The sequence below is a fragment of the Micromonospora sp. CA-248260 genome (assembly GCF_050942205.1).
In the GTDB taxonomy this organism is placed as follows: Bacteria; Actinomycetota; Actinomycetes; order Mycobacteriales; family Micromonosporaceae; genus Micromonospora; species Micromonospora antibiotica.
In genome coordinates, this window is record NZ_CP192021.1 from 3,776,927 (window position 1) to 3,802,909 (window position 25,983).

24 protein-coding genes, 1 pseudogene and 1 riboswitch are annotated in these 25,983 nt (G+C 73.0%); of the genes and pseudogenes, 9 read left to right on the top strand and 16 right to left on the bottom strand.

Annotated features, from left to right (window positions below; all coding sequences use genetic code 11):
• Positions 1 to 187: 187 nt before the first annotated feature.
• The 3 genes and pseudogenes from ACQP2H_RS16670 to pdhA all read right to left on the bottom strand — a co-directional run bounded on the left by ACQP2H_RS16670 (position 188) and on the right by pdhA (position 3,887).
• A pseudogene (locus ACQP2H_RS16670) lies at positions 188 to 1,675 on the bottom strand (dihydrolipoamide acetyltransferase family protein).
• A complete protein-coding gene (locus ACQP2H_RS16675) occupies positions 1,672 to 2,688 on the bottom strand; it encodes an alpha-ketoacid dehydrogenase subunit beta (RefSeq protein WP_219462392.1) in 1,017 nt (338 codons plus the stop codon). Before ACQP2H_RS16675 ends, ACQP2H_RS16670 begins: the two are co-directional and overlap by 4 nt.
• The gene (gene pdhA / locus ACQP2H_RS16680) at positions 2,688 to 3,887 is read right to left on the bottom strand and encodes a pyruvate dehydrogenase (acetyl-transferring) E1 component subunit alpha (protein WP_219470002.1); all 1,200 of its coding nucleotides are present in this window, start codon (positions 3,885 to 3,887) and stop codon (positions 2,688 to 2,690) included. The genes ACQP2H_RS16675 and pdhA overlap by 1 nt, the downstream gene beginning before the upstream one ends.
• 72 nt (positions 3,888 to 3,959) lie before the next feature.
• On the opposite strand from pdhA, the gene ACQP2H_RS16685 reads away from it, so the two are divergent.
• Positions 3,960 to 4,466, top strand: coding sequence for an Lrp/AsnC family transcriptional regulator (locus tag ACQP2H_RS16685; protein WP_219462394.1), 507 nt, complete (start codon positions 3,960 to 3,962; stop codon positions 4,464 to 4,466).
• A 21-nt stretch (positions 4,467 to 4,487) separates the two neighbouring features.
• Here ACQP2H_RS16685 and ACQP2H_RS16690 read toward each other — a convergent pair whose 3' ends face one another.
• On the bottom strand, positions 4,488 to 5,459 hold the full coding sequence (locus tag ACQP2H_RS16690; RefSeq protein ID WP_219462397.1) for a DNA polymerase domain-containing protein: 972 nt from the start codon (positions 5,457 to 5,459) through the stop codon (positions 4,488 to 4,490).
• Between the two features lie 68 nt (positions 5,460 to 5,527).
• A complete protein-coding gene (locus ACQP2H_RS16695; protein ID WP_204922898.1) occupies positions 5,528 to 5,764 on the bottom strand; it encodes a winged helix-turn-helix domain-containing protein in 237 nt (78 codons plus the stop codon).
• 187 nt (positions 5,765 to 5,951) lie between these two features.
• Here ACQP2H_RS16695 and ACQP2H_RS16700 point away from each other — a divergent pair, with 187 nt between their 5' ends.
• Positions 5,952 to 6,146: a hypothetical protein gene (locus ACQP2H_RS16700; protein WP_219462398.1), complete on the top strand. Its 195-nt coding sequence runs from the start codon at positions 5,952 to 5,954 to the stop codon at positions 6,144 to 6,146.
• A 10-nt stretch (positions 6,147 to 6,156) separates the two neighbouring features.
• A complete protein-coding gene (locus tag ACQP2H_RS16705; protein ID WP_219462400.1) occupies positions 6,157 to 6,777 on the top strand; it encodes an L-threonylcarbamoyladenylate synthase in 621 nt (206 codons plus the stop codon).
• A gap of 10 nt (positions 6,778 to 6,787) precedes the next feature.
• On the opposite strand, the gene ACQP2H_RS16710 is transcribed toward ACQP2H_RS16705, so the two are convergent.
• Entirely contained in the window at positions 6,788 to 7,318 is a 531-nt protein-coding gene (locus ACQP2H_RS16710; protein WP_357536733.1) for a hypothetical protein, read from the bottom strand.
• A 301-nt stretch (positions 7,319 to 7,619) separates the two neighbouring features.
• Here ACQP2H_RS16710 and ACQP2H_RS16715 point away from each other — a divergent pair, with 301 nt between their 5' ends.
• The gene (locus tag ACQP2H_RS16715; RefSeq protein WP_219462405.1) at positions 7,620 to 8,120 is read left to right on the top strand and encodes a hemerythrin domain-containing protein; all 501 of its coding nucleotides are present in this window, start codon (positions 7,620 to 7,622) and stop codon (positions 8,118 to 8,120) included.
• A gap of 105 nt (positions 8,121 to 8,225) precedes the next feature.
• On the opposite strand, the gene ACQP2H_RS16720 is transcribed toward ACQP2H_RS16715, so the two are convergent.
• Positions 8,226 to 8,663, bottom strand: a complete 438-nt coding sequence (locus ACQP2H_RS16720) for a winged helix-turn-helix transcriptional regulator (RefSeq protein WP_219462407.1) — start codon at positions 8,661 to 8,663, stop codon at positions 8,226 to 8,228.
• A gap of 116 nt (positions 8,664 to 8,779) precedes the next feature.
• On the opposite strand from ACQP2H_RS16720, the gene ACQP2H_RS16725 reads away from it, so the two are divergent.
• Positions 8,780 to 9,595 (top strand): SDR family NAD(P)-dependent oxidoreductase, encoded by an 816-nt coding sequence (locus ACQP2H_RS16725; RefSeq protein ID WP_219462410.1) that lies wholly within the window; start codon positions 8,780 to 8,782, stop codon positions 9,593 to 9,595.
• A gap of 9 nt (positions 9,596 to 9,604) precedes the next feature.
• On the opposite strand, the gene ACQP2H_RS16730 is transcribed toward ACQP2H_RS16725, so the two are convergent.
• Positions 9,605 to 10,474 carry a metallophosphoesterase family protein gene (locus ACQP2H_RS16730; RefSeq protein WP_433227981.1) on the bottom strand — a complete coding sequence of 290 codons (870 nt, stop codon included), beginning with the start codon at positions 10,472 to 10,474 and terminating at the stop codon, positions 9,605 to 9,607.
• 180 nt (positions 10,475 to 10,654) lie between these two features.
• Positions 10,655 to 10,744, top strand: a riboswitch (ZMP/ZTP riboswitch).
• 18 nt (positions 10,745 to 10,762) lie between these two features.
• Here ACQP2H_RS16730 and ACQP2H_RS16735 point away from each other — a divergent pair.
• Positions 10,763 to 12,199, top strand: a complete 1,437-nt coding sequence (locus tag ACQP2H_RS16735; protein ID WP_219462414.1) for a glycine hydroxymethyltransferase — start codon at positions 10,763 to 10,765, stop codon at positions 12,197 to 12,199.
• Between the two features lie 340 nt (positions 12,200 to 12,539).
• On the opposite strand, the gene ACQP2H_RS16740 is transcribed toward ACQP2H_RS16735, so the two are convergent.
• The 6 genes from ACQP2H_RS16740 to ACQP2H_RS16765 all read right to left on the bottom strand — a co-directional run bounded on the left by ACQP2H_RS16740 (position 12,540) and on the right by ACQP2H_RS16765 (position 19,065).
• Positions 12,540 to 12,791, bottom strand: a complete 252-nt coding sequence (locus ACQP2H_RS16740) for a hypothetical protein (protein ID WP_089003913.1) — start codon at positions 12,789 to 12,791, stop codon at positions 12,540 to 12,542.
• Between the two features lie 115 nt (positions 12,792 to 12,906).
• Positions 12,907 to 14,214 carry a PLP-dependent aminotransferase family protein gene (locus ACQP2H_RS16745; protein WP_255597594.1) on the bottom strand — a complete coding sequence of 436 codons (1,308 nt, stop codon included), beginning with the start codon at positions 14,212 to 14,214 and terminating at the stop codon, positions 12,907 to 12,909.
• Between the two features lie 4 nt (positions 14,215 to 14,218).
• Positions 14,219 to 15,286 (bottom strand): alpha-hydroxy acid oxidase, encoded by a 1,068-nt coding sequence (locus ACQP2H_RS16750; RefSeq protein WP_363821522.1) that lies wholly within the window; start codon positions 15,284 to 15,286, stop codon positions 14,219 to 14,221.
• A 152-nt stretch (positions 15,287 to 15,438) separates the two neighbouring features.
• Entirely contained in the window at positions 15,439 to 16,488 is a 1,050-nt protein-coding gene (locus ACQP2H_RS16755) for an alpha/beta hydrolase (protein ID WP_433227984.1), read from the bottom strand.
• 11 nt (positions 16,489 to 16,499) lie between these two features.
• On the bottom strand, positions 16,500 to 17,717 hold the full coding sequence (locus ACQP2H_RS16760) for a cytochrome P450 (protein WP_433227986.1): 1,218 nt from the start codon (positions 17,715 to 17,717) through the stop codon (positions 16,500 to 16,502).
• 64 nt (positions 17,718 to 17,781) lie between these two features.
• A complete protein-coding gene (locus tag ACQP2H_RS16765; RefSeq protein ID WP_219470008.1) occupies positions 17,782 to 19,065 on the bottom strand; it encodes an SGNH/GDSL hydrolase family protein in 1,284 nt (427 codons plus the stop codon).
• Between the two features lie 356 nt (positions 19,066 to 19,421).
• On the opposite strand from ACQP2H_RS16765, the gene ACQP2H_RS16770 reads away from it, so the two are divergent.
• The 3 genes from ACQP2H_RS16770 (at position 19,422) to ACQP2H_RS16780 (ending at position 23,357) form a co-directional block, all read left to right on the top strand.
• Complete coding sequence (locus ACQP2H_RS16770) at positions 19,422 to 21,038, top strand: class I adenylate-forming enzyme family protein (RefSeq protein ID WP_219462417.1); 1,617 nt, start codon at positions 19,422 to 19,424, stop codon at positions 21,036 to 21,038.
• Between the two features lie 248 nt (positions 21,039 to 21,286).
• On the top strand, positions 21,287 to 22,492 hold the full coding sequence (locus ACQP2H_RS16775) for an MFS transporter (protein WP_219470013.1): 1,206 nt from the start codon (positions 21,287 to 21,289) through the stop codon (positions 22,490 to 22,492).
• 181 nt (positions 22,493 to 22,673) lie between these two features.
• Positions 22,674 to 23,357: an SGNH/GDSL hydrolase family protein gene (locus tag ACQP2H_RS16780; protein WP_208566500.1), complete on the top strand. Its 684-nt coding sequence runs from the start codon at positions 22,674 to 22,676 to the stop codon at positions 23,355 to 23,357.
• Positions 23,358 to 23,653: 296 nt separating this feature from the next.
• Here the strand turns inward: ACQP2H_RS16780 and ACQP2H_RS16785 are convergent, their stop codons facing one another.
• Both ACQP2H_RS16785 and ACQP2H_RS16790 read right to left on the bottom strand, forming a co-directional pair.
• The gene (locus tag ACQP2H_RS16785) at positions 23,654 to 25,012 is read right to left on the bottom strand and encodes a hypothetical protein (RefSeq protein ID WP_433227989.1); all 1,359 of its coding nucleotides are present in this window, start codon (positions 25,010 to 25,012) and stop codon (positions 23,654 to 23,656) included.
• Positions 25,009 to 25,983 carry an alpha-ketoacid dehydrogenase subunit beta gene (locus tag ACQP2H_RS16790; RefSeq protein WP_433227991.1) on the bottom strand — a complete coding sequence of 325 codons (975 nt, stop codon included), beginning with the start codon at positions 25,981 to 25,983 and terminating at the stop codon, positions 25,009 to 25,011. The genes ACQP2H_RS16785 and ACQP2H_RS16790 overlap by 4 nt, the downstream gene beginning before the upstream one ends.

Sequence of the window (25,983 nt, forward strand, 5' to 3'; positions counted from 1 at the left end):
GGCGGGTTCGCGACCGACGCGGCGGGTTCGCGACCGACGCGGCGGGTTCGCGACCGACGGCGGTTTCCCGGCCCACCGACCGGAAAACCCGCCCGCCCACCGCCGGCCCGTCCGGAACCGGACGAACACCGGGCAGCGCGACGGAGCCGGTCACCCCGCCCAGGGTGACCGGCTCCGGGCGTACCGCTCAGACGTTCGCCACCAGCAACGCCGGCTGTTCGACGCAGTCGGCGACGTGCCGCAGGAAGCCACCGGCCACGCCACCGTCGCAGACCCGGTGGTCGAAGGTGAGGCTGAGCTGGGTCACCTTGCGGACGGCCAGCTGCCCGTCGACCACCCACGGCTTGTCCACGATCCGCCCCACCCCGAGCAGCGCCGCCTCCGGGTGGTTGATGATCGGGGTGGAACCGTCCACTCCGAACACGCCGTAGTTGTTGAGGGTGAAGGTGCCGCCGGTGAGCCGGGCCGGCGACAGGGTGCCGGCGCGGGCGGCGGCGGTGGTCTCGGCCAGCGCGGCGGCCAACTCCCTGGTGGTCAGCCGCTGGGCGTCGCGTAGCACCGGGACGAGCAGGCCCCGGTCGGTCTGCGCGGCGATGCCCAGGTGCACCCCGGCCGACTGGACGATGCGCTGCCCCTCGGTGTCGACGTGCGCATTGAGCTGCGGGAACCGCCGCAGGCCGCTGAGGCAGATCCGGGCCAGCAGGGCCAGCACGCTGACCGGGGCGTCCGGGGTGGCCGCGTTGATCGCCGCCCGGGTGGCCAGCAACGCGGTGGCGTCCGCGTCCACCCAGATGGTGACCTCGGGAATCTCCCGACGGCTGCGGGAAAGCTTGTCGGCGATCACCCGGCGGATGCCGGTCAGCGGAATGACCACGTCGGACGCCTCGGCGGGGGCCGGCCCGACGTGCGCCGCCGGGGCCGGGTCCGCGACGGCGGCGGGCCGGTCCGGGTCGCCGGTGTGCCGCTGCGGCGCGGTGGTCAGGGCGGCCTCCACGTCGCTGCGGCGGATCACGCCGCCGGGGCCGGTGCCCCGCAGCCCGGCCAGGTCGACCCCGTGCTCGCGGGCGAGCCGGCGCACGATCGGCGAGATGACCAGGGGCCGTCCCGCCGGCCGGCGCGGTGCCGCCTCCGGCCGGCGGGACGACGCCGTCGGTGGACACCCCGGTGGCCGGGGTGTCCGTCCCCGCGCCGGCCGGGACCCTCGGCGCGGACGACGGGCCGACGGTGCCAACGGGGACGGGCCCGACGGCCGGCTCCGCGACGGGCGCGGCGGCCGGCTCCGGGGCCAGGGTCAGCCGGGGCGTCGCCGCCGCCGGGTGCCGCCGTGGCCGGTGCCGTACCCGATCAGGACGTTGCCGGAGCCGGCCCGCTCCTCCTCGCGGTAGGTGGCGTGCCCGGCGGGCTCGTCGCCGCCGTCGGCCGGCGCGACGGTGATCAGCGGCTGACCGACCGGGCGCGTCTCACCGGCCGCGCCGTGCAGGGCGACCACCCGCCCGGCGTACGGGCAGGGCACGTCGACCACGGCCTTGGCGGTCTCCACCTCCACCACGCTCTGGTCCACGGTGACCACGTCACCGACGGCGACCTTCCACTCGACGATCTCGGCCTCGCTCAGCCCCTCACCGAGGTCGGGCAGGAGGAAGACCCGGGTGCCGGTGGCGGTACGGGCGCTCACGCCGCGCTCCCCTGGGCCAGCCAGCGCGGATCGGGCCGGTCGTCCCACTGGAGGCGGGCCACGGTGTCGAGGACCCGGTCCACCCCGGGCAGGTGGGTGTGCTCCAGCATCGGCGCCGGGTAGGGGATGTCCAGCCCGGCGACCCGCAGCACCGGGGCGTGCAGGGCGTGGAAGCAGCGCTCCTGCACCCGGGCGGCGATCTCCGCGCCGACCCCGGCGAAGCCCTGCGCCTCGGTGATCACCACGCACCTGCCGGTACGGCGCACCGAGGCGGTGACGGTGGCGTCGTCGAACGGCACGATGGTGCGTACGTCGACGACCTCCAGGTCCCAGCCGTCCTCCCGGGCGGCCTCGGCGGCCTCCAGCGCCACCGGCACCGCCGGGCCGTACGCGACCAGGGTGGCGTCGGTGCCGGGACGGCGCACCACGGCTCGGCCGAACGGGGCGGTACGGGCGGGCAGTTCAGCCTCGCCGCTGGCGAAGTAGAGCTTCTTCGGCTCCAGGAACACCACCGGGTCCGGATCGGCGATCGCCTCCCGCAGCAGCGAGTACGCGTCCTCCACCGTCGCCGGGGTGACCACCTTCAGGCCGGGGGTGTGCGCGTAGTACGCCTCGGACGAGTCGCAGTGGTGCTCCACCCCACCGATGCCACCGGCGTACGGCACCCGGATGACCATCGGCACGCTCAACGCGCCCCGGGTGCGGTTGCGCAGCTTCGCCACGTGCGAGGCGATCTGCTCGAACGCCGGGTAGGCGAACGCGTCGAACTGCATCTCCACCACCGGCCGCAGCCCGGACATGGCCAGGCCGACGGCGAAGCCGACGATGCCGGCCTCGGCGAGCGGGGTGTCGAAGCAGCGCTTGTCACCGAACCGGGCCTGCAACCCGTCGGTGATCCGGAAGACCCCGCCGAGCTGTCCCACGTCCTCGCCGAAGACGAGCACCCGCTCGTCGTCGAGCATCGCGTCGGCCAGCGCGGCGTTGAGCGCCTTCGCCATGGTCATGGTGGCCATCAGGCGTCCCCCTCCGCGTCGGCGGCCAGCTCGGCCCGGACCATCTCGCGCTGCTCGACCAGTTGCGGGGTCGGTTCGGCGTAGACGTGCTCGAACAGGCTCAGCGGGTCGACGGTCGGCTGGGCGTGCATCCGGTCCCGCAGGTCGGCGGCGTACGCCTCGGCCTCGGCGGCGATCTGTGCGACCACCGCGTCGTCCAGCTCGCCCCGGCTGCGCAGGTACGCCTCCAGCCGGGCCACCGGGTCGCGGTCCCGCCACGCCTCGACCTCGTCGGGGTCCCGGTAGCGGCTGGCGTCGTCGGCGTTGGTGTGCGCCTCCATCCGGTAGGTGTGCGCCTCCACCAGGTACGGCCCGTGCCCGGCGCGGGCGTGCGCCACCGCCCGGGTGAGCACCGCCAAGACGGCGACGGGGTCGTTGCCGTCGACCTGCTCGCTGGGCACCCCGTAGCCGACGCCCTTGTAGGCCAGGCTCGGCGCGGCCGTCTGCCGGGACAGCGGCACGCTGATCGCGTACTTGTTGTTCTGCACGAAGTAGACGACCGGGGCCTTGAACACGGCGGCGAAGTTGAGCCCCTCGTGGAAGTCGCCCTCACTGGTCGCGCCGTCGCCGATGAAGGCCAGCGCGACCGTGTCCCGCCCCTGGTAGGACTCGCCGTAGGCCAGGCCGGCGGCGTGCACGCACTGGGTCGCCAGCGGGGTGCACTGCGGCGCGGTGTGCACCACCGTCGGGTCGTACCCGCAGTGCCAGTCGCCGCGCAGCAGGGTGAGCACCTCGACCGGGTCGATGCCCCGGGCGGTCAGCGCCATCGACTCCCGGTAGGTGGGGAACACCCAGTCGTCGTCGCGCAGCGCCAGCACCGCGCCGACCTGGCACGCCTCCTGGCCGCGCGAGGACGGGTAGACGGCGAGCCGGCCCTGCTTGGTCAGGGCGGTGGACTGTGCGTCGAAGCGCCGGCCGACGACCATCCGCCGGTACATCTCGCGCAGCGTCTCGACCGGCGGTTCGGGCAGGTCGGCGCGGGGCGGCAACGGGGTGCCGTCGGGGTCGAGCAACCGGACCGGCGCGGTCTGCGGGAGCAGGCCGGCGGTGGGGTCGGGGGCGACCGGGGTGGCCGGTCGACGGGTACGCGGGGATGCCCTGCGGACCGCCTGGGGTGTGGTCGTCACGGCGGGGACCTCCTGGACGTGTGGTGGCCCTATGCTCCAGCCGTTGGATGATTGACTCAACATTCCCGGTGAACGCGGGACGATTGGCCTACCGAGGAGTATCTGATGAGCCAGCAGACCACCCCGCCGCCGGGCCCACCGGGCGCAACGGGACGTTCGGTCACGCCGCTGGACGAGGTGGACCGACGGGTCCTCGACGAACTCACCCGGGACGGCCGGCTGTCCATGCGCACCCTCGCCGAACGGGTGCACGTGTCGCGCACCAACGCGTACGCCCGGGTGGAGCGGCTGCTGCGCGACGGGGTGATCACCGGGTTCCGGGCCCGGGTGGCACCCGAGCCGGCCGGGCTGGGCACCTCGGCGTACATCTCGTTGACCATCCAGCAGAACACCTGGCGGGAGGTGTCGGCGGAGCTGGCCCGGGTGCGCTACATCGAGCACGTGGCGCTGCTCAGCGGGGAACACGACGTGTTGGCGCTGGTCCGCGCACCGGACAACGCCACCCTGCGGGACGTGGTGCTCAGCCGGGTGCAGGGCATCGCCGGGGTGCTGTCCACCCGCACCTGGCTGGTCTTCGACGAGTTCGACGGGGCCGGCAGCCCCTGGGCCTGAGTGACGGCCCGGCGCGGTTGGTCAGCGTTCGGGTGGGGCGGCCAGGCCGGCGCGGTCGGCCAGGGCCAGCAGCGGCTCCAGGGAGTAGCGGTCGCCGTCCAGGCCGGCGTGCGGGTCGCCGCGCTCGGCGAACCGGGCCGGCATGGTCAGCACGTCGAAGTCCTCCGGGCGGGCGTCGTCCAGCTCCGCCCAGTCCAGCGGGGCCGACACCAGCGCCGCCGGGGTGGGCCGGATCGAGTACGCCGACGTGACGGTGTGGTCGCGGGCCATCTGGTTGTAGTCGATGAAGACCGGCCGGTCCCGCTGCTCGCGCCACCAGGTGGTGGTGACCAGGTCGGGCAGCCGACGCCCCAACTCGTGGCCCAGGGCGAGCACCGCGCGTCGGCACTCGCCGAAGCTCCACCGGGGCTCGATGGACAGATAGACGTGCAGGCCGCGCCCGCCCGTGGTCTTGGGGTAGCCGACCATGCCCAGCTCGGCGAGGAAGGCCCGGACCTCGTGCGCCACCGGCACCACCTGGTCGAAGCCGACCCCCGGCATCGGGTCCAGGTCGATCCGGAGCTGATCGGGGCGCTCCACGTCGGCCGCCGTCACCGGCCAGGGATGGAACCGCAGGGTGCCGAGGTTGGCCGCCCAGATCACCACCGCCAGCTCGCCCGGCGCGACCTCGTCGGCGGTACGGCCGCTGGGGAAGGTGAGGTGTGCGGTGCGCACCCAGTCGGGAGCGCCGGCCGGGAGCCGTTTCTGATAGAAGGCGTCACCCCGGTTGTCCTGCCGGGTGCCGATCTTCGCCCCCTCGAACACGCCGCGCGGCCAGCGCTCCAGCATCGTCGGCCGGTCCCGCAGGGCACGCAGGATGCCGTCGCCGACGGCGAGGAAGTAGCCGACCACGTCCCGCTTGGTCAGCCCGCGCTCGGGAAAGTAGGGCTTGTCGGGGCTGGAGACGCGGACCAGCCGCTCCCCCACCTGGATCTCCTCGGCCGCCGTCGCCACGCTCACACGGTAACGGCCACCCCCGACACCCGGAGCCGGCTCACCGGATCGCAGCGATACGCGGAGGGCTACGCCTCGGGTTGCCCGACGTAGGTGCCGCGCTGCGGCACGGTGTAGACCAGCCCACGCTCGCGAAGCTCCGCGACGGCACGCCGGGCGGTCCCCCGGGCCACCCCGAACTCCTGCACGATCGCCGCTTCGCTCGGAATCGGTCGATGCGCCGCGAGGTCACCGTTGCTGATCCGACCAGCCAAGATGTTTGCCACCTGGCGGTAGACCGGCACCGGGCCGTCTGGATCGATCATGGCAAGAAACTAATCGAGCCAAGACGAGGCAGGTTCTTTAGCTACGTCCCTAGACGTTCATGCTTGTACACCACTACCGTAAGTGGCAGCTCGTGACGATCAGTCATCTGGGCTGCCGGTAGCGGTCCGGGTACCTGATCGGGGATCGGTGCCCGGATCTGCCCGTACCCGGAGGGGTCCCATGCCGATGGACGACGGACCGGTCACGCCCGCCCTGGTCATCTGGACCGCGCAGCGGGTGGTGGCGCAGCACCACGAGGCACCGGACGGGCCGCCACCCCTGCGCCGTTGCTTCCAGTGCCGCGACGGCGGCTGCCACATGCTGACCTGGGCGCGCGACGTGCTCCGGGCTCACCGGCGACCGCCGCCACTCCCCCACTAGGCTCGCCGCCATGGCGATCTATCTCGACGTACACCCGGAGAACCCGCAGCCACGGACGATCGCCCGGGTGGTCGACCTGCTGCGCGGCGACGGCCTGATCGCCTATCCGACCGACTCGTGCTTCGCGCTCGGCTGCCAGCTGGGCAACCGGGACGGCCTCGACCGGATCCGGGAGATCCGGCACCTGGACAGCAAGCACCACTTCACCCTGGTGTGCCGGGACTTCGCGCAGCTCGGCCAGTTCGTGCACATCAACAACGCGGTGTTCCGGTCGCTGAAGGCGGCCACCCCGGGCAGCTACACCTTCATCCTGCCCGCGACCAAGGAGGTGCCGCGCCGGCTGCTGCACCCCAGGAAGAAGACCGTCGGGGTACGCATCCCCGACCATCCGGTCGCGCAGGCGCTGCTGGCGGCGCTGGGTGAACCGTTGGTGTCGAGCACCCTGCTGCTGCCCGGCGAGACGGAACCGATGACCCAGGGCTGGGAAATCAAGGAACGGCTCGACCACGCGATCGACGCGGTGATCGACTCCGGCGAGTGCGGCACCCTACCCACCACCGTGGTCGACTTCTCCGCCGACGAGCCGGAGATCGTCCGCTACGGCGCGGGCGACCCGACCCGCTTCGAGTAGGCCCGCCGGGTCAGGAACCGGGTTCCACGGGCGGCAGCGGCAACGGCTCGACCACCGGGTCGACGCCGTGGGTGGAGTGCGCGGGTGCCGGGCGGGCCGGCCCCGGGGTCCGGCGGTGCCGGCGACCCGCGCCCACCGGCCCGGCCCGCCGGGCCACCTCGCAGGTGACCAGGTGGATCGGGGCCGGTGGCACGGCGAACCGCCCCGGACCCCAGCGCACCCAGAGGGCGACCCGGCCGGCGTCGGCCTCCGCCGCGAGCTTCTCCCAGGTACGCCGCCGGTCGGTGTGGTCAACCTCGACGACCACCGGCGGGCCGTCGCGGCGGGCACACGCCACGTCCACTACCGAGTGGCGGTCCGTCATCGGCGGCGGCAGCGGCAGCACGCTCGCCGCCCGACGGTATGAGCGCCAGCCCTGCTCGGCGGCCCAGACCAGCACGGCGTCGATGATCAGCGCGGTCACCTCGTCGGTGCCCAGGTCGACGAACTCCAGCCCGGCCAGCCGCCCGGTGAGTGATGCCGCCAGCCGTTCGCCGTCCACCCGGGCAGGATATCGACTCACCGATCACGGTCCACCTCCACCCAGACCCGGCGGGGACCGGGCGGGCCGCCGGGCGGAGGACTCCGGTCGACCGCACCGACCGTGCGCCCGGGATCCGGCTCGCGGCCGGTCAGGTGGTGCTGTTCGGCCGGATCGGGTTCCTCGCCCGCGACCTGCTCGACGAGATACCGCACACCGTCGCCACCGTCTGAGGTTGCCGGACATTCGTCGACCGCGATCCGTTTCCGCAGCTCACCCAGGGGTACCGGGATGGCCGTCAGCCGATCAAGGAGGTCTGCCGGTGTCCACCGACGCCATCGTCCTGCTCAAAGAGGACCACAAGGAGATGCGCCGCCTCTTCCGCGAGTTCGAAAAGGCGCAGGAGGGACCGGCCAGTCGCCGCCGCAAGGTGGTCGACGAGATCGTGGCAGCCCTCACCACCCACACCTACCTCGAGAACGAGGTGATGTACCCGCAGGTCCGCAAGCTCCTGCCGGACCTGGAGGACGACATCCTGGAGTCGTACGAGGAGCACCACGTCGCCGACGTGCTCTGCGCCGAACTGGCCGCGATGGACGCCTCCGACGACCACTTCGTCGCCAAGACCACGGTGCTGATCGAGAACGTCGAGCACCACGTCGAGGAGGAGGAGCAGGAGTGGTTCCCCAAGGTGCGGGAGGCGCTCGGCCGCAACCAGCTCCAGGAGATCGGCGAGCGGATGATCGCGCTGCGCCCGGACGCGCCCCGCTCGCCCAGTGACCCGAAGGCGATCAAGAGCGCCCGGCACGCCACCACCGCCTGACCCGACCGGCAACACCCGCACCGGAGTACGTCAAGGGGCCCGACCGGCTGGTCGGGCCCCGCTCGGTCCCGCCGGGGCGGTCAGCGAGGGCCCGCGTGGGTCCGGTCAGAGACCCGTGCGGTGCGGCAGGGACGACGCGGGGACGGTGGCCCGGTGCCGGGCGGCGGCCAGCTCGGGCCCGTGGCGGACCGCCCAGTCGGCGAGGCCAGACAGCGGACCGAGCAGGCTCTGCCCGAGCGGCGTGAGGCAATACTCGACGCTGGGCGGGACGGTGGGATGGACGTCCCGCAGCACCAGGCCGGCCCCCTCCAGGCCCCGCAACGTGCGGGTCAGCATCCGCTGGCTGATGCCGTCGATGGTGCGGTGCAGCTCGTTGAACCGGTACGGCCGGCGGCCCAGCAGGGTCAGCACCAGCATCGACCACTTGTCGCTGAGTAGCCGCAGCACCTCGGTGACCGGGCAGTGCTCGTACTCGTCGGCCGGCACGGGCGTCGGCAGGACCGCCGCCACCAGGGAACGAACCTCCGTGTGCGGTACGGACATGAAAGTGCCTTCTTCCCTCGGTCGCCGAGCCCGAAGAGGATTGTGCCGTCCGCGATCCACGGTCGACGTCCGGTGCCTGACGGGGTCACCGGCCGGCAGCGGCAGGGAGGGGCGGCATGCGCGTCACGGTCATCAGCGGCGGCACCGACGGCATGGGCCGGGCGACGCTCGAAGCCCGGATCCGCCGTGGCGACGAGGTCGTCGCCATCGGCAGCAACCCGGCGAAGGGGCAGGCCGTGCGGGCGCTCTCCGGCCGGGTGCACTTCCTCCGGGCGGATCTGCGCTCGGTGGCGGAGACCCGCAGGGTCGTCGACACCATCAGGCGACGGTGGCCGAAGGTGGACGCCCTGGCACTGTTCGCCAACCGGCCGGTACCCCGGCGGGTGGTCACCGACGAGGGCCTGGAGCAGACCTTCGCGCTCTACTACCTGAGCCGTTACCTGCTCAGTCACGGTCTACGCGACCAACTGGACGCCGCCGAACAGCCGGTGATCGTCAACGTCGCGGGGGTCGGCATCACCCGGGGATCGATCCACTGGGACGACCTCCAGCTCACCCGGAAGTACGGCATGGTCGACGCACAGTTGCAGGCCGGCCGGGCGAACGACCTGCTCGGGGTGGACTTCGCGGCGCGGTCCGGCTCGCGGGCACGGTATGTGCTCTACCACCCCGGCTTCACCCGCAGCGGCGACCTGTCCACCATGCCGGCGGCGATCCGTGGGGTGATCCGGGCGGCGTCGGTCGTCGCCAGGCCGGTCGGGAAGTCGATCCGCCCCGTCGTGGCGTGGATCGACAACCCACCGTCGGATGCCCTGACCGCCAACGACCGGGGCAGACCCGTTCCGCTGTCGACCACGACGCTCGACCCGGCCGCCGCCCGCCGCCTCGGCACGATGACCGACTCGCTGGTCACCCGCCTCGACGCCGGCTGAGCCGGTGGTTCACCAGAGGGTCACCGGTGCGCCCGTCGGCGCGGGCAGGATCTGCCGTACCCGGCCGGGGGCCACACTGCGCTGCCGCCACTCCCGGGGATAACCCACCGAGACCTCCTCGAACCGCACCCCGTCCTTCCAGGTGGTACGCGGAATGTGCAGGTGCCCGTAGACCACCGTGGTGGCGGCGAACCGGCGGTGCCAGTCGGCGGTGGCCTCCGTCCCGCACCACTGGGCAAAGATCGGATAGCGCAGCACATCGGTCGGGTGGCGGTCCAACGGCCAGTGGTTGACCAGCACGGTGGGCAGCTCCGGGTCTCGGGCGGCCAACCGGCGGGCGGTCTCCTCCAGCCGGGCCGCACACCACTCCTGCCGGCTCGGGTACGGGTCGGGATGCAGCAGGAACTCGTCGGTGCAGACGATCCCCGTCCGGTACGCCTCGGCCAGCGCGGCCTCCCGGGTGTCGAACCCCGGCGGTCGCCAGCTGTAGTCGTAGAGCAGGAACAGCGGGGCGACCAGCGCCGGACCGCCCGGCCCCCGCCACACCCGGTAGTCGTCCTCCGGGGTGACCACACCCAACTCCCGGCACCGCCGCACCAGCAGGTCGTAGCGGTCCACCCCGCGCAGGGTCACCGGGTCGGCCGGCGGGGTCCACAGCTCGTGGTTGCCGGGTGCCCAGATGACGGTGTCGAAGCGTTCGGCGAGCGTGCCGAGCGCCCACTCGATGTCGGCCACGGTGTCCGCCACGTCACCGGCGACGATCAGCCAGTCCCGTGGCGAGGTGGGCCGCAGCGCCTCGACCAGGGCACGATTCTCCGCGTACCCGATGTGCAGATCGCTGATCGCGACCAGACTGCCCTCGGTGTCCTCCCCCAGCATCCGCCGATCGTACGCAGCCGACCGCCCGGCGTGGGGCCACCGCAACGGCCACCGCAACGGCGGTGGCCGGCCGACCGAGCCGGTACCGGGCACCGGAGCTCCGCACGATCGGAGAACCCGGCCGGCTGCCCGGCACCGGCAGGTACGCACGGGCAGCCCGAACGGCACCCGGTAGGATCGTCGGTGGGCCGTGACTGGCGCGTGGGGATGGAGCACCATCGGGAAGCGGCCCCGTCATGAGGACGCACGCCGAGCGCCTGGGCCTTCCGCACGTCACCTGGAGGTCGCATGTCGCGCAACGCCGAATCCACCGCTTTCCTCAGCGCGCTCGAGGTGATCCGGGCGGTCGAACCCCGGGTGGCCGACGCGATCGGCGCGGAGCTGACCGACCAGCGTGAGTCGCTGAAGCTGATCGCCAGCGAGAACTACGCCTCCCCGGCGACCCTGCTCACCATGGGCAACTGGTTCAGCGACAAGTACGCCGAGGGCACCGTCGGCCGTCGCTTCTACGCCGGCTGCCAGAACGTCGACACCGTCGAAGCGCTCGCCGCCGAACACGCCAAGGCGCTGTTCGGGGCCTCCCACGCCTACGTGCAGCCGCACTCCGGCATCGACGCCAACCTGGTCGCCTTCTGGGCGATCCTGGCCGACCGGGTCGAGTCCCCCGCCCTCAAGAAGGCCCAGGTACGCCAGGTCAACGACCTGACCGAGGCGGACTGGTTCGCGCTGCGCCGCGAGCTGGGCAACCAGCGGATGCTGGGCATGTCGCTGGACGCCGGCGGGCACCTCACCCACGGTTTCCGACCCAACATCTCCGGCAAAATGTTCGACCAGCGCAGCTACGGCACCGACCCGGCCACCGGCCTGATCGACTATGACCGGGTCGCCGAGGCCGCCCGGGAGTTCAAGCCGCTGATCCTGGTCGCCGGCTACTCGGCGTACCCCCGGAAGGTGAACTTCCGGATCATGCGGGAGATCGCCGACTCGGTCGGGGCCACCTTCATGGTCGACATGGCGCACTTCGCCGGCCTGGTCGCCGGCAAGGTCTTCACCGGCGACTTCGACCCGGTGCCGCACGCGCACATCGTCACCACCACCACCCACAAGTCGCTGCGCGGGCCGCGCGGCGGCATGGTGCTCTGCGGCCCGGAGCTGGCCGACCAGGTCGACCGGGGCTGCCCGATGGTGCTCGGCGGTCCGCTGCCGCACGTGATGGCGGCCAAGGCGGTCGCGCTGGCCGAGGCCCGCCGGCCCGACTTCGCCGACTACGCCCAGCGGATCGTCGACAACGCCCAGGCCCTCGCCGAAGGGCTGCTGCGCCGGGGCACCACCCTGGTCACCGGCGGCACCGACAACCACCTGGTGCTGCTCGACGTATCCGGCTACGGTCTCACCGGCCGGCAGGCCGAGCAGGCGCTGCTCGACTCGGGCATCGTGACCAACCGCAACGCCGTCCCGCAGGACCGCAACGGCGCCTGGTACACCTCCGGCATCCGGATCGGCACCCCCGCGCTGACCACCCGGGGTCTGGGCACCGCCGAGATGGACGTCACCGCCGAGCTGATCCACACCGTGCTCAGCCAGACCACGCCGGGCGCCAACGCCGACGGCACCCCGTCCAAGGCCAAGTACGTCCTCGACCCGGCGGTCGCCGACAAGATCAGCAAGCAGGCCACCGACCTCCTCGCCGCCCACCCCCTCTACCCCACCATCAACCTGGGCTGACTGTAAGCCCGGCCCGGCCCCGCCATTCCGGCACCCCGCCCCGCCACGCTCCCTCGCGGTGATCAAGAGGTTTAGGTCACGAAAGCCCTCATCAGTGACCCAAACCTCTTGATCACCGACCCTCACCACCGTGCCGGCCCCACCACCGTGCCGACCCCGACCAGGGACAGCCGGAGGGTGGGGGTGAGGCCGGGTTGGGCTGCTGGGGTGATCAAGAGGTTTAGGTCAGGAAAGGTGGTTCTGGTGACCAAAACCTCTTGATCAACCGGGAGACCGGGGGCGGAGGCGGGGGCAGGGACGGGGAGAGATCGGGGCGGGGACGGGCGGGCAGGGGTGGGGGTCAGGGGAGGGGGCGCTTGAGGTGGTAGCGGTGGACTTCGGTGCTGCCCTGGATGTTGTTGACGTCCTCGGCGGCGGAGACCAACTCCCAGCCCTCCCGACCGACCCGGTTGAGATGGGCGATGGCGGTGTCGCCGTAGGCCGTGACGTCGGTGCGTGAGCCGTCCGGGCCGTACCAGACGAACGAGACGTGGAACTGGCGTCCCTGCCCCTGGTAGCGGCGGACCAACAGGGCGTACTCCCAAGCGATCATGCGTCCATTATGGCCACCGGCCCATCCGTCGCACAGCACGGGAGGTGGCGGTTCGATGACACGCGGTGCCGGTCGGCGCGGTGACCGGGTCGGCCGGAGCACGGCAACCGCGCGGTCAGCGGAGGCCGGTCAGTTCGTCGGTGATCAGGGCGGCCAACCGGTCCAGCCCGAGGTCGATCTGCTCCGGGGTGACGGCGCTGACCGACAGTCGCAGCGCGTCGACCGGGCGGCCGTCGTCGTAGAAGTGCGCCATCGGCGTCCAGAGCACACCGTACCGCTGCGCGGAGCGCCGCAGCAGCGCGTCGTCGACCGGGAACGGCACGGTGACCACCACGAAGAAGCCACCGGCCGGCGCGTTCCAGCGCACCGGCGAGCCGGCCGGGAAACGTCGCCGCAGGCCGGCCAGCAGGTGGTCCCGGTTGCGGGTGTACGCCGCCCGTTCCCGCCGGTTCGCGGTCACCAGTGAGCAGGCGTGCTCCAGCAACGCCCCGCCGATCACGGCCTGGGCCAGCGGCGACGTGTTCACCGAGACCATGCTCTTGATCTTGGCGAGCTGGTCGGCGAACAACCCCACCGCACCGTCGAGCCCGCCGACCCGCTGGTCGGCCACCAGATAGCCGATCCGGGCCCCGGGGAGCACCGTCTTGGCGAACGAGCCGAGGTAGACCACCCGGCGTCGGGTGTCGAGCGCCTTGAGCGTCGGCACCCGGTCGGCGTCCCCGGCCGGGAAGAGGCCGTACGGGTTGTCCTCGATCAGCAGCAGGTCCTCCTCGACGGCCAGGCCGAGCAACCGCCGCCGGTCGGCCACCGGGATGCTGGTGCCGGACGGGTTGGCGAAGTCGGGCATCACGTAGCAGGCCCGGGGCCGCAACCCCTCGTCGCGCGCCCGACGCACCTGGGCCCGCAGGTCGGCCAGGTCGATTCCGGTCGGGCCGGCGGCGACCGGGCGCACCGGCAGGTCCACCAGCCGGGCCGCGCCGGTCAGCCCCACGTACGTCGGGGCGACGGCGAGCAGCACGTCGGTCGGGCCGGCCCGTAACGCCCGCAGCACCAGCAGCATCGCCTCCTGGCAGCCGACGGTCACCACCACCGCCTCGTCGTCGACGTGGACGTCCTCGTCGACGGCGAGGTTGCGGGCGATCAGATGGTGGATGATCCCCTTGGTCCGGCCGTACTGGAACAGGGTACGGCGGACCTGGTCGGGGCTCTGCCCGAGGTCGTCGGCGAGGTGCCGGCGGAACCGGTCCAGCCAGCGGCCCGGCGCGTCGTCGTCGAAGAACTCCTCGTAGGGTCGCCCGGCGGCCAGCGACACCGCGTCGGGCCAGTGCTGGGAGACCTCGTTGAGGAAGTTCATCGAGTTCAGCGCCGGGTCGTCGACCGCCGGGTGCAGGGTCGCCAGGTCCAGGTCCACCAGATGCTCCAACGGGTCAGCCTCCGGTCAGGGTACGCAGCCGCCGGGCCTGCCCCGGGTCGGCGCAGCCGGTCAGGGTCAGCGCGTCGCGCAACTCGACGGCGAGCAGGTCGAGGGCGGCCCGCGCGCCGGCCCGGCCACCGGCCGCGAGCGCCCACAGCATCGGGCGGCCGAGCAGCACCCCGGTCGCGCCGAGGGCGAGCGCGCGCAGCACGTCCGTGCCGGACCGTACCCCGCTGTCCAACAGCACCTCGATCCGCTCGCCGATGGCCGCGACCACCTCGGGCAGCATGGTGGCGGTGGCCGGTGCACCGTCGAGCTGCCGGCCGCCGTGGTTGGAGACCACCACGGCGTCCACGCCGACGTCGGCGGCGCGGACCGCGTCACGCGGGTCGAGGATCCCCTTGACCAGCAGCGGCAGCCGGGTGCGCTCCCGCAGCCAGGCCAGGTCCGCCCAGGTCAGCGCGGGGGCGAAGGCGGCTTCGGTGTGCGCGGCGATGGCGGACACCCCGGGCGTGCCGGTGTGGGCCAGGTCGTCGCGGCCGGCAGGCAGGTTGGCGGCGGTCACCTCCGGCGGCAACGCGAAGCCGTTACGCACGTCGCGCAGCCGCCGGCCGAGCGCCGGCACGTCGACGGTGACCATCAGCGCGGCACAGCCGGCAGCCTGTGCCCGGTCGAGCAGATCGGCGACCAGGCCCCGGTCGCGTAGCCAGTAGAGCTGGAACCAGACGGGCCCGTCGGTGGCGGCGACGACCTGTTCGATCGGGGTGCTGCTCAACGTGCTCAGCACGTAGGGCACCCCCGCTGCGCCGGCCGCCGCCGCGAGCGCCGGTTCGCCGTCGGGATGCAGCAACCGTTGGTACGCCATCGGCGCGACCGCCACCGGCATCGCCTGTTCCCGCCCGAGCAGCTCTGTGTCGGTGCGGGGCCGCTCCACCCCGGTCAGCACCCGGGGTAGCACGGCGACCCGGTCCAGGGCGGCCCGGTTGGCGGTGAGGGTGGTCTCGATGCCGCTGCCCCCGTCGACGAAGTCCCAGACCCCGGTTGGAAGGGTCGCCCGGGCCAGGTCGGCGAAGTCCGCCAGGCTGACCGGCGGCCGGTCCGCCTGGCCGGCGGTGGCTGACCCGGCACCGACCGACCCGACGGACTCCGACCCGGCACCGGCCGAGCCGACGAGTGCCGAGCCGACGGAATCCGACCCGGCGGTGGCCGACCCGGCGGTGCCGGGGTGCTCCGTCACCGAGCGTCCCCGACCGTGGCGGCGGCCGGGGCGTCCGCCGCCGGGGTGGGCAGCCCGAAGACCTCCCGGAGGAAGGCGGCGGCCTCGTCCTGGGCACGCCGACCGGCGTCGAAGACACCGGGCATGGCGAAGAAGCCGTGGATCATGCCGGAGTAGCGGGTGGCCCGCACCGGCACGCCGGCCTCGCGCAGCCGCTGCGCGTACCGCTCCCCCTCGTCGCACAGCGGGTCGTGTTCGGCGGTGACCACCAGGGCCGGCGGCAGGCCGGACAGGTCGTCGGCGAGCAACGGCGAGGCCAGCGGGTCGGCCGCGTCCGCCGGGTCGGCCAGGTAGTGACCCCGGTACCAGTCGACGGAGTGCCGGTTGAACAGCAGCGGGTCCTGCTCGTCGGCGGCGGCCCGGGGGTCGGCGGCGGTTGCCGGGTCGACGGCGGTTGCCGGGTCGGTGCCCCGGCCGGGGCGCGGGCGGTCGGCCCGCTGGTCGGTGTTCGGATAGACCAGCAGCTGCCCGGCCAGCCGGGGGCCGCCCTCGGCGCGGGCCAGCAGGGTCACCGCCGCTGCCAGGTTGCCACCGGCGCTGTCCCCGCCCACGACCAGTCGCTCCGGGTCCACCCCGAGGTCGGCGGCGTGCTCGGCCAGCCAACGGGTGGCGGCGTGGCAGTCCAGCACCGCCGCCGGGAACGGGTGCTCCGGGGCCAGCCGGTACCCGACCGTCACCACCTGGCAGGGGGTGGCGTTGGCCAGCCGGCGGCAGATCCCGTCGGCGGTCTCCACACTGCCCAGCGTCCAACCGCCACCGAAGAAGTAGACCAGGGTGGGCAGCGGGCCGTCGCCGGCCGGCCGGTGCACCCGGACCCGCAGGTCCCCGGCGGGGCCGGGCACGGTCGTGTCGCGTACCTCGTGGACCGGCTCGACGTCGCCGCCGCCGGCCCGGATCGCGGCGAGGTCGGCGGCGCGGGCCTCGGCGAGGGTCTGGGTGTACAGCGGTGGGGTGCCGGCGGCGGCCCGCGCGGCCCGGTAGGCCACCACCTGGGGATCGAGGGACATGGGATCGGCTCCTATCCGCCGGTGGTGACGAAGAGCTTGTCGATGCCGCGCAGGAACAGGCTCCCGCTGTAGTCGGGCCGCTGGCTGACCGCGAGCCCGGGGAACCGGGCGAACAGCCGGGGCAGGCCGATGCGGCCCTCCAGGCGGGACACGGCCGCGCCGAGGCAGAAGTGCGGGCCGACGCCGAAAGCCAGCGACGGGGGGCCGTCGCGGCGCGGGTCGAACCGGTCCGGCTCGGGAAACCGGCGCGGGTCCCGGTTGGCCCCGGCGATGATCAACAGCACGTTCTCGTCCCGGGCGACCGGCACGCCGCCCAGCACGGTGTCCCGGGGCGCGGCACGGGCCAGGAAGTGCACCGGGCTCTGCAGCCGCAGCACCTCGTCCACGCAGCCCTGCGCCAGGGTCTCGTCACCCGGCAGCGCGGCCACGGTCTCCGGGTGGGCCAGCAGCACCGGCAGGCCGTTGCTGAACATGTAGACGGTGGTGACGAAGCTGGCGTTGAACAGCACGATCAGGTTGCTGATCAACTCCTCCTCGGTCAGGTCGACCTCACCGGAGTCCAGCGCCTCGACCAGCCCGGAGATCAGGTCCTCGCCCGGCTGGCGGCGACGGTGCGCGATCAGGTCCCGGTAGAGCGCGCGCAGCTCCTCGGCAGCCTGGTTGGCCAACGCCAGCCGCTCCGGGGTCTTGCCCGCCACGTCGAGAAACTCGTCGATCCAGTCGACCCGCTGCCGGTACCAGGCCAGCTCGCTCTCGGGCAGGCCGATGAACTCGGCCATCACCAGCGCCGGCACCGGGTAGGCGAAGTCCGCGACGAAGTCGACCTCGGAGCCGTCCGCGCCGGCGTCGGCCATCCGGTCCAGCAGGGTGTCGACCACCCGGACGATCACCGGTTCCAGCGCGCCGAGCCGGCGTGGGGTGAACGTACGGGAGAACACACCCCGCATCCGCCCGTGGTCGGGGGCGTTGACGAACATCATCGACGACTGGAAGGTCCGCAGGATCTCCTCGTCCTGCCAGCCCGGTGGAGGCTGCTTGTACCACTCCGGGTCGCGCAGCACCTGGTCGACCAGGTCGTAGCCGACGGCCACCGCGCTGACCGTACTGTGCTCCGGGCGGTTCGGGATGACGCTGATCGGCCCGTGCTCGTGCAGGGCCGCATACCACGGATAGGGGTCCTGCCGGCCGGCCTCGCTGTAGAGACCGGTCAGGATCTTGTCGACGTCCACGATGGTGCTTCCTCCCCAGGAATGACCGGGGGGCGACGGGGTCACCCCCGCCGCCCCACCGGTGTCACAGACCGAGCAGTCGAAGTGGTACGGCGTCCGCCAACGCCTGGTTGCCGGCGTCGTTCGGGTGGATGTGGTCACCGGCGTCGTACGCGGGCAGCAGCCGGCTCGGCTGGGCCGGGTCACGCAGCACCGCGTCGAAGTCGAGCAGCCCGTCGAACTCGGCCGCACCCGGGCCCCGCAGCCAGGTGTTCACCGCCTGCCGGGTGGCGTCCTTCTCCGGCGTCCACACCCCCGGGTTGCCGTGCCCCTCGTACGGGGTGAGGGTGACGGCGAGGCTGCGCAGGCCGCGCGCCTTGGCCTGCTTGTTGATCTGCCGCAGCGAGGCGATGATCCGGTCGGCGGAGTCGTCGGACATCCAGATGTCGTTGATGCCGAGGTGGGTCACCAGGGTCTTCACGCCGGTCTGCGGGAAGACGTCCTCGTTGAGCCGGGCCAACGCGTTCGGACCCAGCTCGTAGTAGCCGGGGAAACCGCCCGCGCCGGGCTCGGTGCCCTCGTGGTTGAGCCGGTTGCCGGCCAGGCTCAGGTTGAGCACCCCCGGGGTACGCACCTCGGGACGGGCGGCGACCAGCCGCCCGGCGAGCAGCTCCGGCCAGCGCTTGTTGGCGTTGACGGTGCTGCCGTTGGCGTCCCCGATCGAGTCGCTGAGCACCACCACCGCACCGGGGTTAGCCGGACGCAGCACGTCGATGCCGGACAGGAACATCCAGCAGCAGTCCGGACGGATGGTGAAGCCGGCGCCGTCGGCGGCGGTGGTCAGGTCGTTCGCCCCGATGAAGGTGGTGACCTTGGACTGGCCGTGGAAGGTGACCGGCCCGGTGAGCACCGGGAAGTGCAGGGTGACGACCAGGTCCTCCTGCTCGGCCACCTGGTAGGTCAGCGGGTCGCTGAGCAGCTCGGCACCCTTGTTCATGGTCGCCGAGGTGGCACCGCCGAACTTCAGCTCCCGCAGGGTGCCGGGGACGATGTCCGACCGGTCGGTGACGGTGGTCTTGTCGGGACGGGCGACGGTGGCGTGCCCGACCTGCACCGCCTGCTCGCCGTAGAGGTTGCTCAGCCGGACCCGCAGCCGCTCCCCGCCCACGGTGGTGCGCACGGTCATCCGGATGCTCTGGTTGTTCAGGCCGGTGTTGGTCAGCCCGGCGGTGTTGCCACGGGTGACCGCCGCGGCCCACGTACCCGCCCACTGCGGCCGGGCGGCAGCCTCGCCGCCGGCGTCGGACGGTCCGGCGCTGGCCACCACCGCCGGGGCGCTCACGACCAGCAACACGGCCGCGGACGCTATGACCTGCCATCTCTTCGGGGTCGACATTGAACCTCCATGTTGGGCCGCCCAGGGCCGGCGCCCATTGACGGCACCGCCCGGACGATGGTCCAGAAACCTAGCGGCGACGTCTGACAGGCGTCAATCAACCCGATAGACATGATCAAAAGTCCATGATGGCCGGTCACTCGCCGTTCGGCTCTGTCCCCCGGCGACACCGTCGGCCTAGGCTCGCTAGCGGCGGCGGTGCGGTCGCCCACTTCCCGCACCCCGTCGCGGGCCGGGCTCTGAACTGCTCGGACGCCATCCCGGCCGGTCGCCACGGCGGGTCCCACCGGGCCGCCGACGACCCGCCGCATCGACCTGGGGGCTGTGCGATGACCGACGGGGCCGACCGATCCACCACCTACGTACACGACGCGCTGGAGTTGTTCGCCGGGTTCGGCGACCGGGAGGCGCTGGTCGGCGACGGCCGGCGGCTGACCTACCCGCAGGTCGCCGCCGAGGTACGCGGGCTGGCGCACGCCCTCACCCGCCACGGGGTACGCCCCGGCGCGGCGGTGCTGGTGATGCTCGGCAACGCCGTGGAGGGCCCGCTGCTCCAACTCGCCCTGCACCTGCTCGGCTGCCGGACGATGTGGATCGCCCCGGTGACCTCCCGGCGGGAGATCGACGAGTTCGTCCGGCTGGCCCGCCCCGACGTGTTCGTGCACCACGCGTACGCCCCGGACGGGCTGGGTGACCAGATCGCCGCGTCGCTGCCCGGGGTGCCGGTGCTGCGACTGGGCATCGAGCTGACCGCCACCACCCCGCCGGCAGACCCGGACCCCGCCACCACCCCGCAGGTCGGCGTGGGCCTGAGCGCCGACGACCCGTCGGTCGGCCTACCGGCCGGGGTGCCCGTGCCGGAGTCGTTCCTGCAGACCAGTGGCACCACCGGCACCCCCAAGCTGGTGCACCACCGGGAGAGCTTCTACCGGCAGGTGCTGGCGCTGGCGGCCGACTTCCGGGCCGCCGGCTTCCCCCTGCTGCGGCACCTGTCGCACTCCCCGATGTGGCTGGCCAGCGGGCAGATCACCACCCTGTTCAACCTGTTCACCGGCGGCGTGCTCTTCCTGCGCCAGCAGTGGGACCCGGCCGCCTTCATCGCCACCGTGGACGCCGAGCGGCTCACCTCCACCTTCGTCACCCCGCCGATGCTCTACGAGGTGCTCGACCATCCGGCCCTGCCCGGCGCGGACTTCTCCGCCATGTTCATGTTCAACGTGGGTGCCGGGCCGGCCGCGCCCGCCCGGCTGCGCCAGGCCATCGCCCGGTTCGGCCCGTGCCTACGCATCGTGTACGGCCTCAGCGAGGCGGTGGTGATCTGCGCCCAGCCCGGCCTGACCGAGGACCCGGCGCACCCGGAGCGGCTCGGTTCCTGCGGCCGGCCCTACGGGGACGTCACCGTGGAGATCCGCGACGCCGACGGGCAGGCGCTGCCGGCCGGCACGGACGGCGAGGTGTGGGTGCGGACGAAACTGAGCTTCCACGGCTACCACGGTCAACCCGAACTGACCGCCGAGACGCTCGTCGACGGCTGGGTACGCACCCGCGACATCGGCCACCTCGACGACGACGGCTTCCTCTACCTGGTCGACCGGTTGCAGGACCGCATCCTCACCCGCCAGCGCAGCTGGCCGATCTACTCCCGGCCGATCGAGGACGTCCTCGCCGGGCATCCGCAGGTACGCGCGGCGGCGGTGATCGGGGTGCCCGACCCGGTCGCCGGGGAGCTGCCGTACGCGTACGTGGTGCGGACGCCGGGGGCGACGGTGACCGGGGCGGAGCTGATCGACCTGGTCACCGCCGAACTGAGCGACACCTGGGCGCCGGGTGCGGTGGAGTTCGTCGACGCGCTGCCCCTGAACCGGTCGGCGAAGGTGGACAAGCGGGCGCTGCGCGAGCGGTACACCACCGGCGCTCCCGCCGATCCGGTCGGCAGCCCGTCGTGACCGCCGACGCCGACACCGGCCCCCGTACGGCCACCGACGCCGACGGCTACCCGGCCGACGGCGACGCCGTCGGGGCTCCCGGCGGGGCGTCGGGCCTGCGGGCGGCAGCCGACCCGACCGGTCCCGGACCGGCCACCGGTGAGGAACACACCGGAGCGGGTGGCGCCCAGGCGGGTAAGGCCGGGGCGGGCGACACCGGGTCACTCGCCGCGCCGCCGGGCCCCGAGCGGCGGGCCGCCCGGCGGGAACTGGTCACCCTGGTCGCCGCCGACCTGATCTCCAACCTGGGCAGCCGGATCTCGGTGATCGCGATCCCCTGGCTGGTGCTCACCACCACCGGCAGCCCGGCCAAGATGGGCATCGTCGCGGCGGCGGAGTTCCTGCCGTACATGCTGTCGAGTTCGTTGGCCACGCCGTGGGCGGACCGGTTCGGGGTACGACGTACCTCCATCACGGTGGACGCGGCGAGCGCGGCCGTGATCGCGGTGGTGGCGCTGGCCCCGTGGCTCGGCTTCGGGGCGCTCGTCGCCCTCGTCGCGGTGGCCGGCGGACTGCGCGGCATCGGCGACCGGGTCAAGCACGTGATGTTCCGGCCGGCCGCGCAGCGTGCCGGGGTGGAGCTGATCCGGCTCACCTCCGCCTACGACGGGCTGGCCCGCGGGGTGGCGCTGTTCGGCACGGTCATCGGCGGTCTGCTCATCGACTGGGTGGGGGTGACCCGGGCGATCTGGATCGACGCGGGCACCTTCGCGGTCTGTGCGCTGCTGGTCGGGGTGCTGGTACGCCCACCCGCCAGCGACGCGCCCGCCGCACCCCGGGAGGGCTACTTCCAGGCCCTGCGCACCGGATTCGGCTACCTGCGCACCGACCGGGTGCTGCTGACCATGCTGGTGGTGGTCTCCACGCTGAACATGTTCGCCGCCGCCAACACCGCCGTCTGGGTGCCGCTGTGGGTCCGCGACGAGTTCGGCGACCCGGCCGGGTTCGGCCTGGTGCTCGGGGTGTTCGGCGGTGGCGCGCTGCTCGGCAACGTGGTCTTCACGATGCTCGGCCCCCGGCTGCCCCGGACCCTGATCTTCGCGGCCGGGGCGGCGTTGAGCGGTGCGCCCCGGCTGCTGGTGCTGGCGCTGACCGACCACCTGGTGGTGGTGCTGGTGGTGACGTTCCTGTCCGGGATCGGCATCGCGGCGGTCAACCCGCTGCTCGGTGCGGCCCTCTACGAACGGGTGCCGGACGCGTTGCAGACCCGGGTGCTGGGGATCTCCGGCTCGCTGGCGTTCGTCGGACTGCCGGTGGGGGCGCTGCTCGGCGGCTGGTCGGTGGCGGCCCTCGGGCTGCGGCCGGCGCTGCTGGTGATGGCGGTGGTGTGCGCGGTGCTGACCGTCGCGCCGCTGGTCGCCGGGCCGCTGCGGATGGGACGGTCCACCCCCGCACCACCCACCGTCAAGGCCTGACCCGGGCCCAGAGGTGTACGGCGTCGAGGGCCGATCCGGGGGCCGGGTGACCGCCGTCGAGGGCCGACCCGGGGGCCGGGTGACCGGCGTCGACGCGAGTCGGCGCACCGGGACGACCATCAGGCGATCCGCCCGGTCGCAGTGATCGACCACGCCGGTACGGTCGGCTAGATTGCCGGCCATGTCATCGATGTTGACCGAGGCCACCGATCCGTACTGCCTGCGTGAGGGGGAGAGTGCCGCGCTGCTGCGCGACCATCCGTGGCACCGGTTCGTGGTGCTCGGCGACAGCGTCGCGGAGGGCATGTGTGAGCCGGTCGAGGGGTACCCGGACGTGCAGTGGGCCGACCGGATCGCGGCCGAACTGGCGGCGGTACGCCCCGCGTTGGCGTACCTCAACCTGGGTCGGCGCGGGCTGCGGGCGCAACAGGTCCGGGCGGGCCAGCTGGACCGGGCGCTGGCCTTCTCCCCCGACCTGGCGCTGGTGGTCTGCGGCGGCAACGACGCCTTCCGCACGGCGTTCGACCCGGACGCGGTCGACACCGAGCTGACCGCGATCGTCGGCGCGCTGCGCGACGCCGGGGCCGACGTGATCACGGTGGGCATGTTCGACGTGTCGCACAGCCCGGCGGTCCCGGCGGCGCTGCGGCCCGGCCTCGGTGCCCGGATGCGGCTGCTCTCCTCGCGTACCGGCCGGCTCGCCGACCGGCTGGGCGCGCTGCACGTGAACCTGACCGACCACCCGGCCGGCACCGACCCCTCGATGTACAGCAGCGACGGACGGCACGGCAGCGCCCGCAGCGACGCCATCGCCGCCGCCGAAACCATCCGCCGCCTCGCCACCCACCTCGGCACCCACCCCTGACACCCCACCGCCCGCCGAAGCTCAACCAGCCCGCCGGGCCCAACCGGCCCGCCGGGCCCAACCGGCACGCCGAGGCCCAACCGGCCCGCCGGGCCCAACCGGCCCGCCGGGGTCGATCAAGAGGTTTACGTCATCCGAAGCCGCTATCCCGCCCCAAACCTCTTGATCACCGCACCCCAGCCCGGCCAGCGCCGGGTGATCAAGAGGTTTGCGTCAACATTCCGCGATCTGGTGACGCAAACCTCTTGATCACCGGGGCGGGGGGCGGAGGGGGGCGGAGGGCGGGGCGGGGTGGGTCAGTTGGTGAGGAGGATGCCGGTGAGGAGGACGCCACGGGCCAGGTTGAGGACCTCGTCGCAGCCGGGGAAGCCGACCCGGGCCAGGGCACCCGAGCCGGTACGGCCGAACAGGTACGGGGCGATGCTGTAGGGCACCTCGGCGGTGACCGTCTCACCGGTCTCGATCTGGACGAAGTCCATCTCCACCCGGTCGGCGGGCCAGTACCGCTGGAGGATGTCGCCGCCCCGGTCGAGGGCGGCGCGCAGGCCCTCGGCCCACTCCGCGTCGCCCATCTCCCGGCCGATGAGCACCCCGTGGCCGGCCGAGCCGTCGGCCGGCTTGACGACCAGGTTCTCCCGGTCGGCAAGTGCCCGGTCCAGTTCGGCGGCGGTGAACGCCACGGTGTGCGGCACGTACCGGCGGACCAGGGCCTGGTCGTCGGCGGAGAGCAGGTCCAGGTCCTCGTAGAGCCAGGCGAAGTTGATTTTGTTGCCGAGCAGCCAGGCGGCGGTGCTGACGAACATCGGCAGGGTGCCGGCGTCGAGCGCCCCGGCCACCGCGTCCAGGCCGGCGCTCGGGGTGACCCGGTTGGGCACGAAGAGCCGGAACAGCGCGTCGACCGGTGCGCCGCCGACGACCAGCCGCTTCGCGTCGTCGAGGGTGGCCGTGCTGACCGGGGCGATCACCAGGTCGATGCCGAACCGGCGGGCCTGGTCGATCAGCGGCGAGAGGATCTTGATGAAGTCGTCCGGGGTCTCCAGGCCGGGGTAGTCGGCGTCGAAGTCGAGCAGCAGCGCCACCCGGGCCCCGTCGGGCAGGGACAGCCCGTCGCGGATCGCCACGAACCGCTGGTCCAGCAGGGAATCCGCCGGCCGCATCGGCAACCCGTCGAGGATGCCCTGCTCCTGGTAGAGCGCCGCGTACCGGCGGACCACCGTGTCGGCGTCGAAACCACCACCCAGACTGCTGTCGATGTTGTACTCGACGATCCTCGGCACCCCACCGGAGATCAGCACGTCGGGCCGGTAGGCGGCGAGCAGCTCCTCGGACAGCTCCTCGGACTCGTCGAGCAGCCGCGTCGCCCCCGCGGGCACCCCGAGCAGCCGCTGCAGCTCCCCGGCGGTGCGGGCCCGCCGCCGGCAGGCGTCCAGGATGAGCTGGGCGATCCGGTCGCAGACCTCGTTCAGCTCACGGAACGCGTCCGCCGGCATGACCGGGGGCCGGGCCAGCCGCCACTGCTTGTTGTACGTCGCACAGCCGTAGAAGATCTCCCGCCAGGCGGCGGCCCCGCTGGACACCATCGCCGTACGGGCCGGCTCCGGCAGTTCGCGCCACGCCTGACCGGGCTCGGGCCAGAGGTAGTTCGGATCGGTCATGATCTGTCCTTCATGGTCAGTTGGATGGCGGCGGTGAGTTGCTCGCGTCCCGGCTGCACGGCCCGGTCGAGCACCGGCGCGAAGGGCAGCACCGCACCGTCCGGCCGGGTGACCCGGCGCGGCGGCGCGACCAGCGGCACCCGCTCCAGCACCGAGGTGATGATCTCGGCGGCGATGCCGCAGGACCGGTTGGAGTCGTCGACCACCACCAGCCGGCCGGTGCGGGACACCGAGTCCAGCAGGCCGTCGAGGTCGAACGGGTAGATCGTGCGCGGGTCGAACACCTCCACCGACACCTGGTCGGCCAACTCCTCGGCGACGGCCAGCGCGTCGTGCACCAGGTGCCCGACGGCGACGACGGTGACGTCGTCGCCGGCCCGGCGGACCACCCCGCGCCCCAGCGGCACCGGGGCGAGGGTGGCGAAGTCGACGTCGTCGCGGACCTCCAGCGCGGCGGCCGGGGCGAAGACCACCACCGGGTCGTCGTGCCGGATCGCCGAGGCCAGCAGCCCGTACGCGTCGGCCGGGGTGGCCGGCACCACGGTGACGATCCCGACGTGCGCGAACAGCGAGTACGGGTGGTCGGAGTGCTGCCCCGCCCAGCCGGTACGGGAACCGGAGCCGGGCACCAGGTAGGTGACCGGCACCGAGCACTGCCCGCCGGTCATTATCGGGAACTTGTGCGCGTGGTTGACGATCTGCTCGAAGACCAGGAACAGCAGGGACGGGATCTGGAACTCCACCACCGGCCGCAACCCGGCCAGCGCGGCCCCGGTGGCGAAACTGGTGAACGCCTGCTCCGACAGCGGGGTGTCCAGCACCCGGTCCGGCCCGAACCGCTTGAGCAGGCCCGGGGTGACGTTGGACGCGCCCACCCGGATGTCCTCGCCGAGCAGGAACACCGCCTCGTCCCGGGTCATCTCGTCGGTCAGCGCCCGGGTCAGCGCCTTGCGGTAGGACAACCGTGGCAT